The 15,812-nt window shown below is 72.6% G+C and carries 8 protein-coding genes; 1 reads left to right on the top strand and 7 read right to left on the bottom strand.

Going from position 1 to position 15,812, the window contains the following annotated elements:
* Window positions 1-134 precede the first annotated feature (134 nt).
* From ACIQI7_RS14015 to ACIQI7_RS13995, 5 genes are read right to left on the bottom strand one after another with little or no spacing between them, the layout of a single operon-like run.
* A complete protein-coding gene (locus tag ACIQI7_RS14015) occupies window positions 135-830 on the bottom strand; it encodes a formyltransferase family protein (protein WP_401108829.1) in 696 nt (231 codons plus the stop codon).
* A complete protein-coding gene (locus ACIQI7_RS14010) occupies window positions 827-2,065 on the bottom strand; it encodes a cytochrome P450 (protein ID WP_401108826.1) in 1,239 nt (412 codons plus the stop codon). Before ACIQI7_RS14010 ends, ACIQI7_RS14015 begins: the two co-directional genes overlap by 4 nt.
* A 2-nt stretch (window positions 2,066-2,067) precedes the next feature.
* Complete coding sequence (locus ACIQI7_RS14005; protein WP_401108823.1) at window positions 2,068-3,849, bottom strand: beta-ketoacyl synthase N-terminal-like domain-containing protein; 1,782 nt, start codon at window positions 3,847-3,849, stop codon at window positions 2,068-2,070.
* Between the two features lie 49 nt (window positions 3,850-3,898).
* Window positions 3,899-5,743 carry an amino acid adenylation domain-containing protein gene (locus tag ACIQI7_RS14000; protein WP_401108820.1) on the bottom strand — a complete coding sequence of 615 codons (1,845 nt, stop codon included), beginning with the start codon at window positions 5,741-5,743 and terminating at the stop codon, window positions 3,899-3,901.
* Window positions 5,740-11,772 (bottom strand): acyltransferase domain-containing protein, encoded by a 6,033-nt coding sequence (locus ACIQI7_RS13995; RefSeq protein ID WP_401108817.1) that lies wholly within the window; start codon window positions 11,770-11,772, stop codon window positions 5,740-5,742. Before ACIQI7_RS13995 ends, ACIQI7_RS14000 begins: the two co-directional genes overlap by 4 nt.
* Window positions 11,773-12,443: 671 nt before the next feature.
* Here ACIQI7_RS13995 and ACIQI7_RS13990 point away from each other — a divergent pair.
* Window positions 12,444-13,826, top strand: a complete 1,383-nt coding sequence (locus ACIQI7_RS13990) for an MFS transporter (RefSeq protein WP_401108814.1) — start codon at window positions 12,444-12,446, stop codon at window positions 13,824-13,826.
* A gap of 130 nt (window positions 13,827-13,956) precedes the next feature.
* Here ACIQI7_RS13990 and ACIQI7_RS13985 read toward each other — a convergent pair whose 3' ends face one another.
* Together ACIQI7_RS13985 and ACIQI7_RS13980 are read right to left on the bottom strand one after the other, a co-directional pair.
* On the bottom strand, window positions 13,957-14,682 hold the full coding sequence (locus ACIQI7_RS13985) for a helix-turn-helix transcriptional regulator (RefSeq protein ID WP_401108880.1): 726 nt from the start codon (window positions 14,680-14,682) through the stop codon (window positions 13,957-13,959).
* A gap of 428 nt (window positions 14,683-15,110) precedes the next feature.
* Window positions 15,111-15,785, bottom strand: a complete 675-nt coding sequence (locus tag ACIQI7_RS13980) for a TetR/AcrR family transcriptional regulator (RefSeq protein ID WP_387747366.1) — start codon at window positions 15,783-15,785, stop codon at window positions 15,111-15,113.
* Window positions 15,786-15,812 lie beyond the last annotated feature (27 nt).

Here is a 15,812-nt window from a genome sequence, read left to right as displayed (position 1 = left end):
AAACGCTCGGCTGGGAAACCCCAGCCGAGCGCCTGCATAAACTCATCGCGGCCTAGACAACCGACCACGTGTTGCCACGACCCATAGAAACCACCAGGAGTGCGCGGGGCCACGGCCGCGAGGGGCGGGCGGTCCTACCGGTCGTGCAGCGCCGAGGCGCTGCTCTCCACCCGGGTGGTGCCGGGCAGCGCGATGAGCTCCGGCTTGAACAGCGGCTGGGTGTCCATCGCCGGCTCCCAGGTCGCCAGCTTCTCGTCCTGGGGCACCTCGATCCGCCGGTCCGCGGCGAGGTCGGCGACCACCTTCACCAGCAGGCGCACGCCGAGCGGGGCCAGGTGGTCGCGCCACAGGCTCTGCGCGGTCGAGCCCGGCGGCACGAGCAGGTGCTCCTGGGCGGCCAGCGGGCCGCCGTCGGTGCGCTCGGTGAGGTGGTAGACGCTCCCGCCCGTCACCTTGTCGCCGTCGCGGATGGTCCACCGGATCGCGTCCCGGCCGCGGTGCAGAGGCAGCAGGCTGGGGTGGTACCCGATGGTGGCGACGGAGGCCCGGGCGCGCGTCTGCCGGCCGAGGAAGGCGTGCGAGTGCGCGGCGACGATGATGTCCACCCCGTCCGGGACGTGCATCGCGCGCAGTTCGGCCGAGTCCGTCCACGGGATGTCCCGGGGGAACGCCCAGGCCCGCAGGCGGTCCCAGGCCATCGCGTCGCCCTCGTCGGACTTGCCCTTGCGCAGCCGGGGTGCGGCCGCGCCGACGATCTTGTGCCCGTTGTCCAGCAGGGCTTCCGCGACCTGGACCGCGAACGCCCCCTGTCCTGACATGTAGATGTTCATCCGCACTCCCGCGGTCGCAGTCCGGAGTGGTCGGGCTCGAAGCGCACCGGCATGGTGGAGAACCCGGTCAGGAAGTTGGACCGGATCCGCTGCGCCTCGTCGGTCTGCTCGAACCCGAGGGTGAAGTCCCGCAGGGCCTTGAGCAGTTCGGCGATCTCGACCTTGGCCAGGTACGAGCCCACGCAGAAGTGCGGGCCGTAGCCGAAGGCCAGGTGCTTGTTGGGGGTACGGGCGAGGTCGAACACCTCGGGCCGCGCGAAGACCCGCTCGTCCCGGTTGCCGGAGGCGTGCCAGAGCGTGACGATCTCGCCCGGCCGCAGCCGTACGCCGTGCAGCTCGGTCTCCCGTTCGACGCTGCGCCCGAAGTGCATGGTGGGCGAGGCCCAGCGCAGCACCTCGTCCACCGCGGTCTCGACCGCGACCTCGCCGTGCTTGAGCCGGCGCCACTGCTCGGGCTGGGACGCCAGCGTGCGGACGCAGTCGATCATCGTCAGCCGACTGGTCTCGTCGCCCCCGATGATCAGGCTGTAGCAGTTGAGCACCACGTCCTCGTCGGACAGCGGCACACCGTCGATGGCGCTGCCGATCAGCATGCTGATCACGTCGTCGCCCGGCGACTCGCGCCGCTCCTCGACGACGTCCATGAAGTACATCAGGATCTCGTTGCGGGCCATCTCGGAGTCGACCTCGTCGACGTCCTCGTCGTCCGCCGACAGCGCGGTCTTGGTCAGCGAGAGCAGGTAGTCCCGGTCCCGCTCGGGCACCCCGAGCAGGTTCGAGATGGTGGTCATCGGGATCCGGCTGGCGATCTGCTCCGCGAAGTCGCAGCCGCCGGACTCGACCGCCTCGCGGATCCACAGCCGGGTGTTGTCCCGGACGGTCCGTGCGACCTCGTCGAGCACCCGCGGCGACAGCACCCGCTGGAGGATCTTGCGCAGCTCCAGGTGCCGGGGCCCGTCGGTGACGGCCAGCATCCGGCCGGCCCCGGCGTCGCCGCCCTCCAGGAGGGTGACGAGCACGTTGCCGCGCTGGGACGTGAAGTTCACGTTGTCCCGGTAGGTGGCCATGATGTCGTCGTAGCGGGAGAGCACCCAGAACCCCCGGCGGCCGCCGACCGGCGGGTTCCAGTGCAGCGGCGCGGTGTCCCGCAGGGTGCGCCAGAACCCGTCGAGGTCGTGGTCCGCGAAGGTGGCCGGGTCGCCCAGGTCCACCGTGTCCAGTGCCGGTGCGCTCATGCTCACCAGTCCGTACGCCAGAAGCGGCGGGGCTGGAAGGGGTAGGTGGGCAGCGGCACGCGCCGGCCCGACCCGTCCCGGTGCAGGGCGTCGAAGTCCACCTGCTGGCCGGTCACCCAGGCGGCGGCCAGGTCCGCCAGCGCGGGCGCGTCCTGGCCGGCCGGCACGATCCCGCCGTCGGTGCGCCCGAAGGCGCCGGCGTCCGTCCGCGGGGCGGCGGCGGTCGACGCGACCGGGCCGCGGGCGTCGTCGGACAGCGCCGCGACCAGCTCCTCGCGGCTGCGCACCACGGCCGCCCAGCGGCGGCCCATCACCTTGCGGCCGAGGTTGAGGGTGAAGCAGACGTCGTCCAGGCGCAGCCCGGGGTCGGCCTCCAGCCACTCCCTGAGCCGGGTGCGCTGACGGGCCAGCGCTTCGTCGTCCATCGCGGACAGGGTGGCCAGCCGCGGCCGGCCGGTGTCCTCGGGGGCGCGCTCGGCGGGCGCCGGCGCCTCCTCCAGCAGCAGGTGGGCGTTGTAGCCGCCGCCGCCGATCGAGGTGATGCCGGCGCGGCGGATGCCGGCCTCCGGCTCCCAGGCCGCGCCCTCGATCTGCGGCACGAACGGGGTGCTGGGGAAGTCGAGGTCCTGGTTGACCTCGGTCAGGTTGATCGTCGCCGGGAGGGTCTTGTGGTACAGCGCCAGCGCGGCCTTGATCGCGCCGAAGCCGCCGGACACCACGCCGCCGTGGCCGACGTTGCCCTTGACCCCGCCGATCGAGGTGGTCGCGGTCTGCTTGCCGAACGCCATGGTCGCCGCGTGCACTTCGAGCTCGTCGGTCATCGGCAGGCCGAGTCCGTTGGCCTCGTACATGGACACCGTGTCCGGGGTGACGCCGCCCACCTCCATGGCGGCGGCGATGCAGGCGCTCAGCCGCTCGGGCTGGGCCAGGCCGTACGCCATCGCGCTGACGCCGTTGTTGTTGACGGCCGACCCCCGGACCACCGCGTAGACGTGGTCGCGGTCGGCGACGGCCCGGCCCAGCGGCTTCAGCAGCACGGTGACGACGCCGCTGGACAGCGCGGTGCCGGTGCCGTTGGCGTCGAAGGGGCGGCAGTGGCCGTCCTTCGACAGGATGCGGTTCTCCTCCCACAGGTGGCCGCGGGGGTGCGGCATGCGCACCATCGAGCCGCCGGCGATCGCCATGTCGCTCTGGCCGAGCAGCAGCGACTGGCAGGCCAGGTGCACCGCGTAGTGGAAGCCCGCGCAGACGGCGGCGACGGTGACGGCCTCTCCGGTGAGCCCCATGTAGTACAGCGCGTTGGAGGTCATGGTGTCCGGCGACCACGCCAGGCTGGCCTCGATCGCCTCCGGGCCGACCGAGACACGGTCCGGCGGGGAGCTGTAGAGCGCGGCGGTCTGCGGGTTGTTGGCGCCGTACATGCCGATCTCGGCCTTGAGCCGGTCCGGGTCGTAGCCGCCGTCCTCCAGCGACTCCCAGGCGCTCTCCAGGTACAGCCGGTTCTCCGGGGTCATCGCGGCCGCCATCCGGTCGCTGATCCCGAACACCGACGGGTCGAACTTGTCGTACGTGTCGAGGACGCCGCAGGCCCGTACGTAGAACGGGCTGTGGATCAGGGTCTCGTCGACGTGGATGTCGTCCTTGGCCAGGAAGGAGACGGTCTCCCGGCCGTTGACCAGGACGTCCCAGAACTGCTCCTTGGTACGGGCTCCCGGTGCCCGCAGGGACATGCCGATGATGGCCACGTCACCCGGGTCGTACTCCTGCTCGGGGCTGTCGGTCATGGGAAGGCTCCTGCTTCGGTTGCTTCGGTTCGGGTGGTGGTGACGGGGCTCAGCGGCCGGCCGGGCCGCCGCGGCCGGCGGCGCCACCGCGGCCGCGCAGCGCGGCCCGGCGGGCGCCGGCCCGCTCGCGCGCCGACTGGACCACCTCGGGGGTGGCGCCGGCCTCCTCGTCGAGCCAGCGGGCGAGCGAGGCGATGTCGCGGAAGCTGAAGAGGTCGGGCACCCGGACGCGGCGGTCGAAGCGCCGGGTCATCAGCCGGGCGAGGCGGACCAGCAGCAGCGAGTCGCCGCCGAGGTCGTAGAAGGCGGACTGCACGTCGATGCTCGACGGGTCGAGGTCGAGCAGCTGGCCCCAGATCTCCGACAGGGCCACCTCGGTCGGGGTGGCGGCGGCGGTCAGCGGCCGGTCGGTGCCGGCGGCCGGCGGCTCGGGCAGCGCGGCGCGGTCGAGCTTCCCGCCCGGGCCCAGCGGGAGGGCGGGCAGCGAGACCAGCGTCGCGGGCACCATGTAGTCGGGCAGTTCGACGGCGAGCCGACCGGTGACGGCGCTCTGGAGCGCGGCGTCCACCCGGGGGCCGTCCTGCGGCGCGCCGTCGCCCGCGGGCACGACGTAGCCGATCAGCCGGTTGCCCCGGACGACGGCGGCCGCCTCCCGGACCTCGGGGCAGGCGGTCAGCCGGGCCTCGACCTCCTCCAGCTCGATCCGGTAGCCGCGCAGCTTGACCTGGTGGTCGGAGCGGCCGAGGAACCGGAGTTCGCCGTCCTCGGTGAACGCCACGACGTCCCCGGTGCGGTACATCCGCCCGCCGGGGCGGAACGGGTCCGGCACGAACCGCTCGGCGGTGGTGCGCGGCCGGTTGACGTAGCCGTGCGCGACGCCGACGCCGCCGAGGTAGAGCTCGCCGGACTCGCCGACCGGCAGCGGCTCCAGGTTCTCGTCGAGCACGTAGACCAGGTCGGTGGCGGTCGGCGGGCCGATGGTCGGTTCGTCGGTCCCGTCCTCGGGGACCAGCCCGAAGGTGCAGAAGACCGTGCCCTCGGTGGGGCCGTAGGCGTTGAACACCCGGGTGGCGCCGGTCTCCCGGTAGGTCCGGTCCACCAGCTTGCGGCGCAGGGCCTCGCCGCCGAACACCACCGAGCGCACGTTCGGGGGCAGGGCGCCGGCGTCGAGCAGCCCGTTCATCACCGACGGGACGACGGTCAGGTGGGTGATCCGGTCCACGTACCGGCTCTCCGGCAGGTGCACGGCGCTCTCGACGAGCACCACGGCGCCGCCGCGGCACAGCGCGTTGAAGAGCTCCATCACGGACATGTCGAAGCAGACCGAGCTCGCCGCCGAGACGCCGCTCAGGTCGCAGCCCTCCAGGACCCGGTCCATCTCGGCGAGCATCGCCACCGCGCCGGCGTGCCGGACGGCCACGCCCTTGGGCCGGCCGGTGGAGCCCGAGGTGTAGATGACGTACGCGGTGTCCTCGGGCACGACCGCGACGGGCTTGGCGCCCGGCTCGGTCGTCACGGTGTCCCCCAGGACGACCACCGTCGGGCCGGGCGGGCAACTGGCCCGGGACGCGGGCGTGGTGAGCAGCAGCCGGGTGCCGCTGTCCTGGACCATGAAGGTCAGCCGGTCGGCGGGGTAGTTCGGGTCCAGCGGGAGGTAGCAGGATCCGGCGCGCAGCGCGGCCAGGACCGCCACCAGCAGGTCGGGGGTGCGTTCGACGCAGATGCCGACCGGGACGCCGGGGCCGGCGCCGTCGGCGACCAGCCGCTCGGCCAGCACCCGGGACCGCTCGTTCAGTTCGCCGTAGGTCAGGACGCCCGCGTCGGAGTAGACCGCGGTCGCGTCGGGGTTCTTGACCGCCTGGGCGACGAACTCGGAGTGCAGGGTATCGGTCACTGGTGGGTCTCCTCGGGGAGGCCGGTCGACGCGATGTCGCCGAGGGCCTGGTCGGGTCGGGCGATCGAGTCGAAGAGCACGGTGCGGTACAGCGCGAGCAGTGCTGTCACGGTCTGCCTTTCCAGGTAGCTCGGTTTGAACTGGACGTGGCCGGCCACCCTGCCGTCGATGTCGGCCATCGAGATCTCGAGGTCGAACTTGGCGAGGTGCCTGCGCACCTGGAGCGGTTCGAGCGGCAGCGCGCCGTCCGGGGTGAGCGTCTCGCCGACGCCGTGGAAGAGCTTCACGGAGCGGGGGAAGGCGTCCGAGGACAGCCAGTTCACCACCACGTCGAACCAGGGGGAGCGGCCCTCGGCGCGCGGCGGCTTCAGCTGGGAGGCCAGCAGGTCGAGGGGGTAGTTCATGTGTTCCAGCAGGCCGAGCGAGAACGCGTGGACCTCGCGCAGCAGCTCGCGGAAGCTGCGGTCGCCGGCCGGGTTCGCCCGCACCAGCACGGTGTTGAGGTAGTAGCCGATGGCGGACTCCCAGCCGGGCTCGGCCCGCTGGGCGATGGCGGTGGCCAGCACCGAGTCCTCGGTCCCGGTCGCCCGGTTGAGGGTGGCGAAGAACCCGGCCAGCACGACGGTGCTGACCGACACGCCCTCGCGCACCGCGAACTCCCGCAGCAGGCGGGTCTCCTCGGCGCTCCAGCGGAACGCGATGTCGCGGCCCTCGTAGGTGACGCCCGGCGGCCGCTCCTTGCTGGAGAGGTCGAGGTGGGCGGGCGGGTCGGCCAGCTTCCGCGACCACCAGTCCAGCGCCGCCTCGGCGGCCGGCCCGGCCAGCCACTGCCGCTCCCACTCGACGAACTCGGTGTACGGGGCGACCGGCGCGCTGTCGGCGGGGTCGGCGCCCTCGTAGTACTCCTGGATCTCGCGGATCATGACGTCGGCCGACGCCGCGTCCGAGGCGATGTGGTGGACGAGCACCATCAGGTAGTGGTCGGCCGGCCCGCGCCGCATCAGGACGATCCGCACCAGCGGCCCGTTGTCCATGTCGAGCGGCTCGTGGCCGTACTGGGCCAGTTCCTCGCGGGCCTGTTCGTCGTCCAGGTCGGAGGTGTCCACCACCAGGAACTCGTACACCGGCTCGTCCAGGATGACCTGGTAGGGGCTGCCGCCCGCCTCCACGAACACGGTGCGCAGCGCGGGATGGCGGTCCAGCACGGCCCGGACGGCGTGCTCCAGGGCCTCCTCGTCGACCTCGGCCCGGATCCGGGCGGTCACCATGAAGTTGTAGGGCACGGCGTCCGGCGCGACCATCTGCATGAACCAGAGCGAGGCTTGGCCGTGCGAGGCGGGTGCCACCTGGAGGCCGAGGCCCTCGGCGCGCAGCTGCTCCAGCGCCGGTGCGTCGGTGGCCTCCAGCAGCCCGCGGGCGTCGAGTTCCTCCACCAGCTCCTCGGCGTCCAGTTCGGACAGGTCCGCCAGGAACGAGGGCGTCGGCCCGGCCGCGGCGGCCGGTGCCGGCGCCGGGGCGGCCGGGGGCGCGGCGGGCGCGGGCCGGGCGGCCGCCGGCGCGGCCGGGCCACCGGTGATCTCGACGAAGTGGTCGACCACCTCGGCGATGGAGCGCCCGTCCAGGAAGACCACCGGCGAGACCCGGTGGCCGAGCAGCGCCTGCATCTTGTTGACCAGGCGGATCGCCAGCATCGAGTCGAGGCCGAAGTCGCGCAGACCGGCGTTCGCGTCGAACCGGCCCACCGGCACGCCCAGCGCGTCGGCGAGTTCGGCGAGGACGACCTCCGCGACCGGCCGCTCCGCCGCCGGCTGCGGGGCGGCCGGCCGCGCCTCGACCGCCGGGGCCGCCGCGGCGGGCGCCGCCACCGTGGTGGCGGCCGGTGCCGGGGCGGCCTCGTGGCGGGGCTCGGTGTCGATCCAGTAGCGCTCCTTCTGCCACTGGACCAGCGGGGTCTCCACGACCTCGACGTCGTCGGGGAAGAGGGAGTCGAAGGTCAGCGGCAGGCCCCGGACGTACAGCGAGGCGGCGGCGCCCAGCAGGCAGCGGACGTCGCTCTCCTCGCGCCGCAGGGAGTTGACCGCGTGCACCTGGACGCCGCGGGACAGCCCGATCTCCTCGACGGCGCCGCGCAGCGTCTCGTGCGGGCCGATCTCGACGAAGGTGGTGACGCCCCGGTCGACCAGCGCGCCGATGGTCTCGGCGAACCGGACCTGGTTGCGCAGGTTGTGCACCCAGTAGTCGACGTCGGCGACCGGGTCCACCGTGTCGGCCAGCGCCGTGGAGTGGAAGGGGATGCCGGGCGTCAGCGGGGTGATGCCGTCGATGCTCTCGCGCAGCGGCTGGACCAGCGGGTCCATGCCGGGGCTGTGCACCGGGCGTTCGACCCGGATCCGCCGGACCGAGATCCCGTCCCGCCGGAGGTCCGCCTCCAGCGCGTCGACGGCCCCGGGCGAGCCGGAGACCGCCGCGCTGGTGGGGCTGTTGACCACGGCGACGGCGGCGTGCTCGGCGTACGGGGCGAGCCGCGGCAGCAGCTCCGCCTCCGGCAGGTCGACCGAGATCATGGCGCCCTCGGCGGCCTTGCGCTCCAGCAGGTGCGAGCGGGCGACCACCACCCGGGCGGCGTCCTCCAGGGACAGCGCGCCGGACACGCAGGCGGCCGCGACCTCGCCCAGGCTGTGGCCGACGACGGCGGCCGGCTCGATGCCGAGGTCCAGCCAGACCTTCGCCAGCGACACCTGGAGGGCGAACAGCACGGGCTGCTGGAAGTCCATCTCCTCGTACCTGGCCTCCTCGGCCGGGGCGGCGAGGTGGTCGAGCACCGAGCAGCCGCCGGCCGCGCGGACGGCGGCGTCGCAGGCCTCCATCCAGGCACGGAACCCGGCGTGCGAGCGCAGCAGTTCGCGGCCCATGCCGACCCACTGGGTGCCGCCGCCGGAGAACACCAGGGCCACCCGCCGGTCGGCGTTGCCGGCGACCGTGCCCGTGACGACGTCGGGGTGCGCCTGGCCGGCGGCGACCCGGGCGAGTCCGTCCAGGACGTCCTGCCGGTTTCGGGCGAACAGGGCGATCCGGTGGCTGTGGTGGGTGCGCCGGGCGGCGAGGGTGTAGGCGAGGTCGGAGACCCGCAGGGCCGGGTCGCGTTCCACGTGGTTGGACAGCTCGCGGCAGGTGTCGGCCAGCGCGCCCGCGGTGCGGGCGGTGACGGGCACCAGGTACGGCCGCTCGTCGGCCGGGGCGTCGCCCGGGCCCGGCGCGAGGTGCCGGCCCCGGTCGCCGGCCAGGAACGGGTGGGCCGCGACGGGGAGTCCGGCGGCGTACAGGGCGCCGAGCGAGCCGAGCAGGGTCGCGGCCTCGTCGGCGCCGCGCCGCAGCGACGGCAGGGTGGTCGCCGGCAGGATCTCCGACACCGACTTGAGCAGCAGGGGGTGCGGGCTGATTTCGACCACCGCGTCGACGTCGTGGTCGCGCAGCCTGGTCAGGGCGTCGACCACCCGGATCTCCCGGCGCAGGTTGTCCGCCCAGTAGTCCGGGCCGAGCTCCGCGCCGTCGACGGGTTCGCCGGTGACCGTCGAGATCATCGGGATGCGGGCGGTCCGGGGCCGGATGCCCGCCAGCTCGGCCTTCAGCGGGGCGAGGACGTGGTCGACCAGCGGCGAGTGCGGGGCGTGGCCCATCCGCACCCGGTGGTTGGTGACGCCCGCGTCGGTCAGCCGCCGGACGAGGTCGTCGATCTCCTGCGGAGTGCCGGTGACGAGCGTGGAGTTCAGGCCGTTGTGGCCGGAGAGGGTGAGCCCGCCGGTCAGGTGCGGCCGGACCTCGTCCGCGGGGGTCATCACCACGATGCCCTCGCCGCGGCCCACGGCCAGCAGTTGGAGGAGCCGGCCGTGGTGGGCGGCCAGGAGGGAGGCGTCGTCGAAGTCGAGGGCGCCGGCGACGTGGGAGGCGGCGAACTCGCCGACGCTCTGGCCCACCACGACGTCCGGCTCCACGCCCAGCGAGCGCCAGGTCTCGGCCAGTGCGACCTGGAGGGAGAACAGCAGTGGCTGGAAGACGTCCATGTCGTCGAGCCGGCCGTCGGGGGAGAGCAGCTGCTCGACGAGCGAGAAGCCCAGCAGCTCGCGCATCCGCTTGTCGGACCTCATCATGGACCGGCGGAACACCGGCTGGCCGGCCAGCAGTTGGCGGCCCATGCCGACCCACTGCGAGCCGTTGCCGGAGAACAGGAAGGCCACCCGCGGCCTGCGCCCGGCCGACTCCCCGACGCTCAGCCCGGGGGCCTTCCCGCCGTTGCCGAAGGCGTCGAGGCTGCTCCTGAGTTCGGCCATGTCGCGGGCGGTGGCGGCGAGCCGGAACGGGCCGTCGCCGGGCGTGCGGCGGCAGAGCGCGCGCAGGTCGGTGCCGTCGCGCAGCGCCCGGGCCCGCTCGGCCAGTTCCTCGCGGGAGTCCGCGGCCAGCAGGAGGAGCGAGGACTCGGGGCGCGGCAGCTCCTCGACGGCGACGTGACAGATCGAGCCGCCGAACCCGAAGGAGCTGACGCCGCCGCGGCGGGCGTCGGAGCGCCGCGGCCACGGCTCCAGCCGGTCCTGGACGGTGAGGTTGTACTCGTCGAACAGGATCTGCGGGTTCGGTGCGCTGAAGTGCAGGCTCGGCGGCAGCACGCCGTTGCGCATCGACATCGCGAGCTTGACCAGGCCGACGATGCCGGCGGCCGCCTCCAGGTGGCCGACGTTGGACTTCACGGAGCCCAGCCGCAGCGGTTCGGCGCGGTCGCCGCCGAGGACGGCGCCGATGGCGTTGGCCTCGATCGGGTCGCCGAGCGGGGTCGCGGAGCCGTGGCACTCGATGTAGTCCACCAGGTGCGGTGCGACGCCGGCCCGCTGCCAGGCGGTGCGGAGCATCTTCTCCTGCGCCTGGGGGTTCGGCGCCGTCATGCCGTTGCTCAGGCCGTCGTTGTTGGAGGAGCTGCCCTTGATCAGGCAGTACACCGGCAGGTCGCGCTCCAGCGCCACGCTGAGCGGGGCGAGCACGACGACGCCGGCGCCCTCGCCGCGGACGTAGCCGTTGGCCCGGGCGTCGAAGGACTTGCAGCGGCCGTCCGGAGCGAGCGCGCCCATCGCGTCCATGGCGGTGTAGTAGTCGGAGACGAAGCTCAGGTTCACGCCGCCGGCGAGCACCAGGTCGCTCTCGCCGAGCCAGATCGACTGGCAGCCGGTGTGCACCGAGATGAGCGATCCGGCGCAGGCGGAGTCGATGGCCATGCTGGGGCCCTGCAGGCCGAGGACGTACGAGACGCGGTTGGCGATGATGCCGTCGTGCATGCCGGTCGCGGTGTGCGGGGTGATCTGGCTGTCGGGGCCGCGGTAGTGGGCCAGGGCGGCGTAGTCGCCCCAGCAGGAGGCCATGAACACGCCGGTGTCGCTGCCGACGAGGGTGTGCGGGGCGATGCCCGCGTCCTCCAGGGCCTCCCAGGACAGCTCCAGGATCAGCCGCTGCTGGGGGTCCATCTGGACGGCCTCGCGGGGCGAGATGCCGAAGAACAGCGGGTCGAACCGGTCGATGCCGTCGATGAACCCGCCCCAGCGGACCCGGTCGTTCAGCAGCTCGCGGCGCGCGGCCGGCACCGGTCCGACGGCGTCGCCGCCCTCGACCAGCAGCCGCCAGAACGCGGACGGGTCGGGCCCGCCGGGGAAGCGGCAGCCGATGCCCACGATCGCGACGGGCTCGTGGGAGGGCTTGCGGCGCTCGGTGCTCGGGGCGGGCTCCGCGGCCCGCGGACCGTCGACGAGGGCGCGGGCCAGCCCGTCGAGGGTCGGGTACTGCCACATCCAGGTCGCCGGGACCTGCCAGCCGAGGAACTCGGACAGCGCGGCCGCGAGGTTCACCGACCTCAACGAGTCCAACCCGTACCGGTGCATCGGCGCCCACCGGTCCACGGAGTGCGCGGAGATGTCCAACAGCTCGGCAAAACGTGATAGCAGGAAATCCGTGACGGCGGACATGTCTCGCGCCGCGCGCTCCTGGGGCATGGTGACTCCTCGACAGGGCGGGTGGAATGGACGGGTGGAGCTTCACACCGATCGTTCGCAAGGGGGGGATGGGTCAGTACGTCCGCGTCGGGGCAATTCGGACACGAAGAAAAGGGCTAGACCTGTACATGACAGGAGTGGGCATGCGATCGGGCAACGCGGCTCCTCTCGTGGCAGGAAGGGAGGTTCGAGGCGCTGACCACGCGACTCGGCGGCGCGCGCCGAGGGCGGGAGGCTTCGAGGACGGGGGCTTCGAAGTGACGTGGGCGATCGCGATTCAGCGGCTCACTGTGGAGTTCTCACCGGCGTGTGCGGCCTTACCGAAGGTTCTGTCGCGCATTCCGCTGCCGGGATTCCGCAGCACTGGCCTTTCATCCGCCGTTGAGCCCGGCGGGGCGTCGACTCCAGGATTGCGCACTTTGCGGTCCGGTTGCGGCAGTGGCGAGATTTGATCGACAAAGTGTCCGATTCGATCTCCTCGGACGGCACCGCCCAGGGCCGTCCGGGCGCCCCGGCGCGGAGTGGACAGCAGACGATCGACCAATGCAAGCTGTCCGCATGGCAGTTGACAAATTCGATGCGGCGTCAGCCGATGCCAACAGCTCCTTACCCCGACGTGCCGACCACCTCGGCCGGGCACCCGCCGCCCGCGACCTCGACGGCAGGCCCGCATGACCGACACCACGGATACCACTGACTCCACCGACTCCACCGGCACCGCGGCCGGTCCGGTCCGCCGGCCGGGACTTGCCCTCGGCGTGCTGGCCGGGGCGCTCGCACTGGACGTGAGCGGCCTCGGCGTCCTCAACGCCGCCCTCCCCTCCGTGGGAGAGCGCTTCCACCTCGACGAGACCACGCTCCAGTGGGTGATGACCGCCTACGCCGTCACCTTCGCCGGCTTCCTGCTGGTCGGCGGCCGGCTGGCCGACGTACTCGGGCGGCGGCGGGTGTTCGAGGTCGGTGTCGCCCTGTTCACCGTGTCCGCGCTGGTCGGAGCCGTGGCCCCGAACACCGTGACCCTGCTGGGCGCGCGCGCCGTCCAGGGCATCGGCGCCGCGCTGTCCGGCCCGGCCGCGCTGGCGCTGCTCACCGACACGTTCCCGGCCGGTCCGGCGCGCAACCGGGCCTTCGGCGTGTACGCGGCCGTCGGCGCCGCGAGCTTCAGCGGCGGAGTGCTGCTGGGCGGGGTGCTGACCGAGTTCTTCGGCTGGCGCTCGGTGCTGTGGTTCTCGGTGCTGCTCGGCCTCGGCGTGCTGGGCGCGACGCGGATCGGACTGCCGGACGGCGCCGGGCACCGCGGCCGGCTCGATCTGCCCGGCGCGATCACCGGCACCCTAGGCCTGACCCTGCTCATCGTCGGCGTCAGCGGCAACGGCGCGTCGGCGTGGATCGTCCTCGGCACCGCGGTGCTCTGCCTGGTGCTGTTCGTCGTGCGCGAGCACCGCACCGCCGACCCGCTGCTCCCGCTCGGCCTCTTCCGGATCACCTCGGTGCGGGAGGCCAGCCTGGCGGCGTTCCTGCAGTACATGGGTTCGGTCGGGATGCTGTTCTTCGCCCCGCTGTACCTGCAGGGGATGCTGCACTACTCGCCCTTCGAGTCCGGCATGGCGCTGGTGCCGATGTCCCTGGCCGTGTTCCTCACCGCCAACTTCGCCACCGGCCGGCTGCTGGCCAGGTACTCCCCGCGGACGCTGATGGCCGTCGGCCTCGTCCTGATCGGGGTGGGCACCGGGCTGTGGCTGGGCACGCCGCAGGACGGCGACTACGTGCTGCACGTGCTGCCCGGCCTGGTGGTCAGCGGCATCGGCCAGGGGCTGAACTTCCCCTCGATGACCTCCGCGGGCCTGTCCGGCGTCCCGGAGCAACAGCAGGGCGTCGCAGGGGCGTTGAACGTGGTCACCCAGCAGATCGGCGCCAGCGCGGGCGTGGCGGTGATGGTCCTGGTGGCGGCGACCACCGACGACCAGCTCTCCGGCTACCACCTCGCCTACGTCACCGCCGCCGTCGCCTGCCTGCTGGGTGCGGCGGCCATCGCGGTGAGACGGCGGGCCTGAGCGCCCCGGCGTCGCGGACGCGGGTTTCGACGACAGGACCCCAGGGGGCGGCGGTCGGCAGCAGCCGGCCGCCGCCCCCTTCGTCGGGTCCGGGGCCGGCGCCGGGGGCGGCGGGTGACCCGGCGCCGGCTCAACCGGCCTTGGGGAGCGCGGTGTTCCTGGAGAAGGCCGCCGCCCGGACGTCCAGCAGTGCGAGCAGGACCGGCGGGTCGAGGACGTGCACCGGGCGCAGGCGCAGTTCGAGCGGGTCCAGCGGTACGTTCGGCCTGATCTCGACGGGGCCGACGGATCCGACGGAGACCTCGCCGGTGAGGACTTCGTCGAAGGAGGCGGGGACGGAGTGCGCGAGGAGGTACCAGGTCCCGGCCGGCACGTGTTCGAGGAGGAAGGCGCCGGGGCGGGGGAGGACGGTGCAGGCGGCCGGCCGGCCCTCCGGGATGCGGGTGCGGAAGAGGCCGACGAAGACCCGGCCGAGTTCCTCGGCGACGGAGGCCCGGATCTCGCCGCGGACGGTGGCGAGTTCCGTCGGCCGGCTCCAGCGCCGGTTGTCGAGTTCGATCCTGGTGGTGAAGCCGCGTAACTGGCGGAACATCGTGGGGGAGGTGCCGACACTGCTGGCGAACCGCGAACTGAAGGTGCCGACGCTGTTGTAGCCGACCCGGTGGCTGATCTCGGTGACGGTGAGGTCCGTTTCGATGAGCAGGCGCTTCGCGGCGTCGATCCGAATGGCGGACAGGAAGCGTCGGGGCGAGACCCCGGTCACCCGCTGGAATTCCCGGGAGAAATGGAATTTGCTGTAGATGGCGGCCTGGGCCATGTCATCTATGGTGAGCAATTCGCCGATGTTCTCGTGCATGACCTCGATCGCGCGGGCCACGGCCTCTTCTATTGCTGGCTTCAAGGCTGCTCCAGATTCTCGCATGTACCGGTGGACGACGGAAACTCCGCCCCGGTATTGCGTCCTGGAACGCGGCCGAAGGGGTGGGTGCCCCTTGGCTACCGGAGCGCGCGAGGCTTCCCCATCTCCCTTCCGTTAAGCGGCGGTGACACAGTGTGTCGACCCGATAACGACTGATGACCGTAGCAGGCGGACATGACAAGTTCAACGGCTCCCCCCGTGCTTCCATTTGGCAAAGCCAAAGCACCGAATACTGGCCGGTATGTGTTTGAAATACTGCAGCAATTGGGGAGATGCGCCGGTGGGGGGTGCGTGGACGATGCGGATGGGGAGGCGGTGGGGTGGGCGGGCCGGTGGGGCGGCCGCGCCGGGGGAGGCCGCCGCCCTCAGTCCGTTCCGGTCGCCGTGGTGTCCACCTCCCTCCACAGCCGCTCCGCCGAGGCCGCCACCGAGCCGACGGCGGCCTGCCGGGTGTCGCCGACGGCCACCATCAGCCCCACCAGCTGCGCCTCCAGCAGGCGGTCGGCGTCCCAGGGCTCGGTGAGGTAGCCGCCGAGCTCCAGCACGACCAGGCCGTGCACCGCCGACCACATCTGATGCGCCACCAGATCGGCGTCCGCCGCCCGGAACCGGCCCGCCTCGATGCAGCGGGCGGCGCACTCGGAGACGCCGGCCAGCGTGTAACGGCCGTATTGCCGGTCCTCCTCACCGAGTGAGAATCCGGCCAGTGAGGAACCCCCGAACATCACCGCGTACAGGTGGGGGTTGGCCAGCGCATTGCACCGGTAGGCACGGCCCAGCAGTGCCAGGTCGCTCACCGGATCGTCGCTGAACTCCACCAGCGTGAAGTAGTGCTGGAGCCGGGTGAACCCTTCGTGGACCATGGCGCGCACCAGTCCGCGCATTCCGTTGAAGTGGGTGTACAGGGCCATCGTGGAGGTGCCGATCTCGCTCGCGATGCGGCGGGCGGACAGCGCCTGCGGCCCTTCCTCCGCCAGCAGCCGGGCGGCGATGTCCACCAGTGCCGGACGGGCGCGGGGATCCGAGTGACGTGGACTCATTCCCTCAGTCAAGCAAAATGCCGTTAT

It is taken from the genome of Kitasatospora sp. NPDC092039 (assembly GCF_044756065.1).
Lineage (GTDB): Bacteria > Actinomycetota > Actinomycetes > Streptomycetales > Streptomycetaceae > Kitasatospora.
This window is presented reverse-complemented; position numbering and strand designations above follow the sequence as displayed.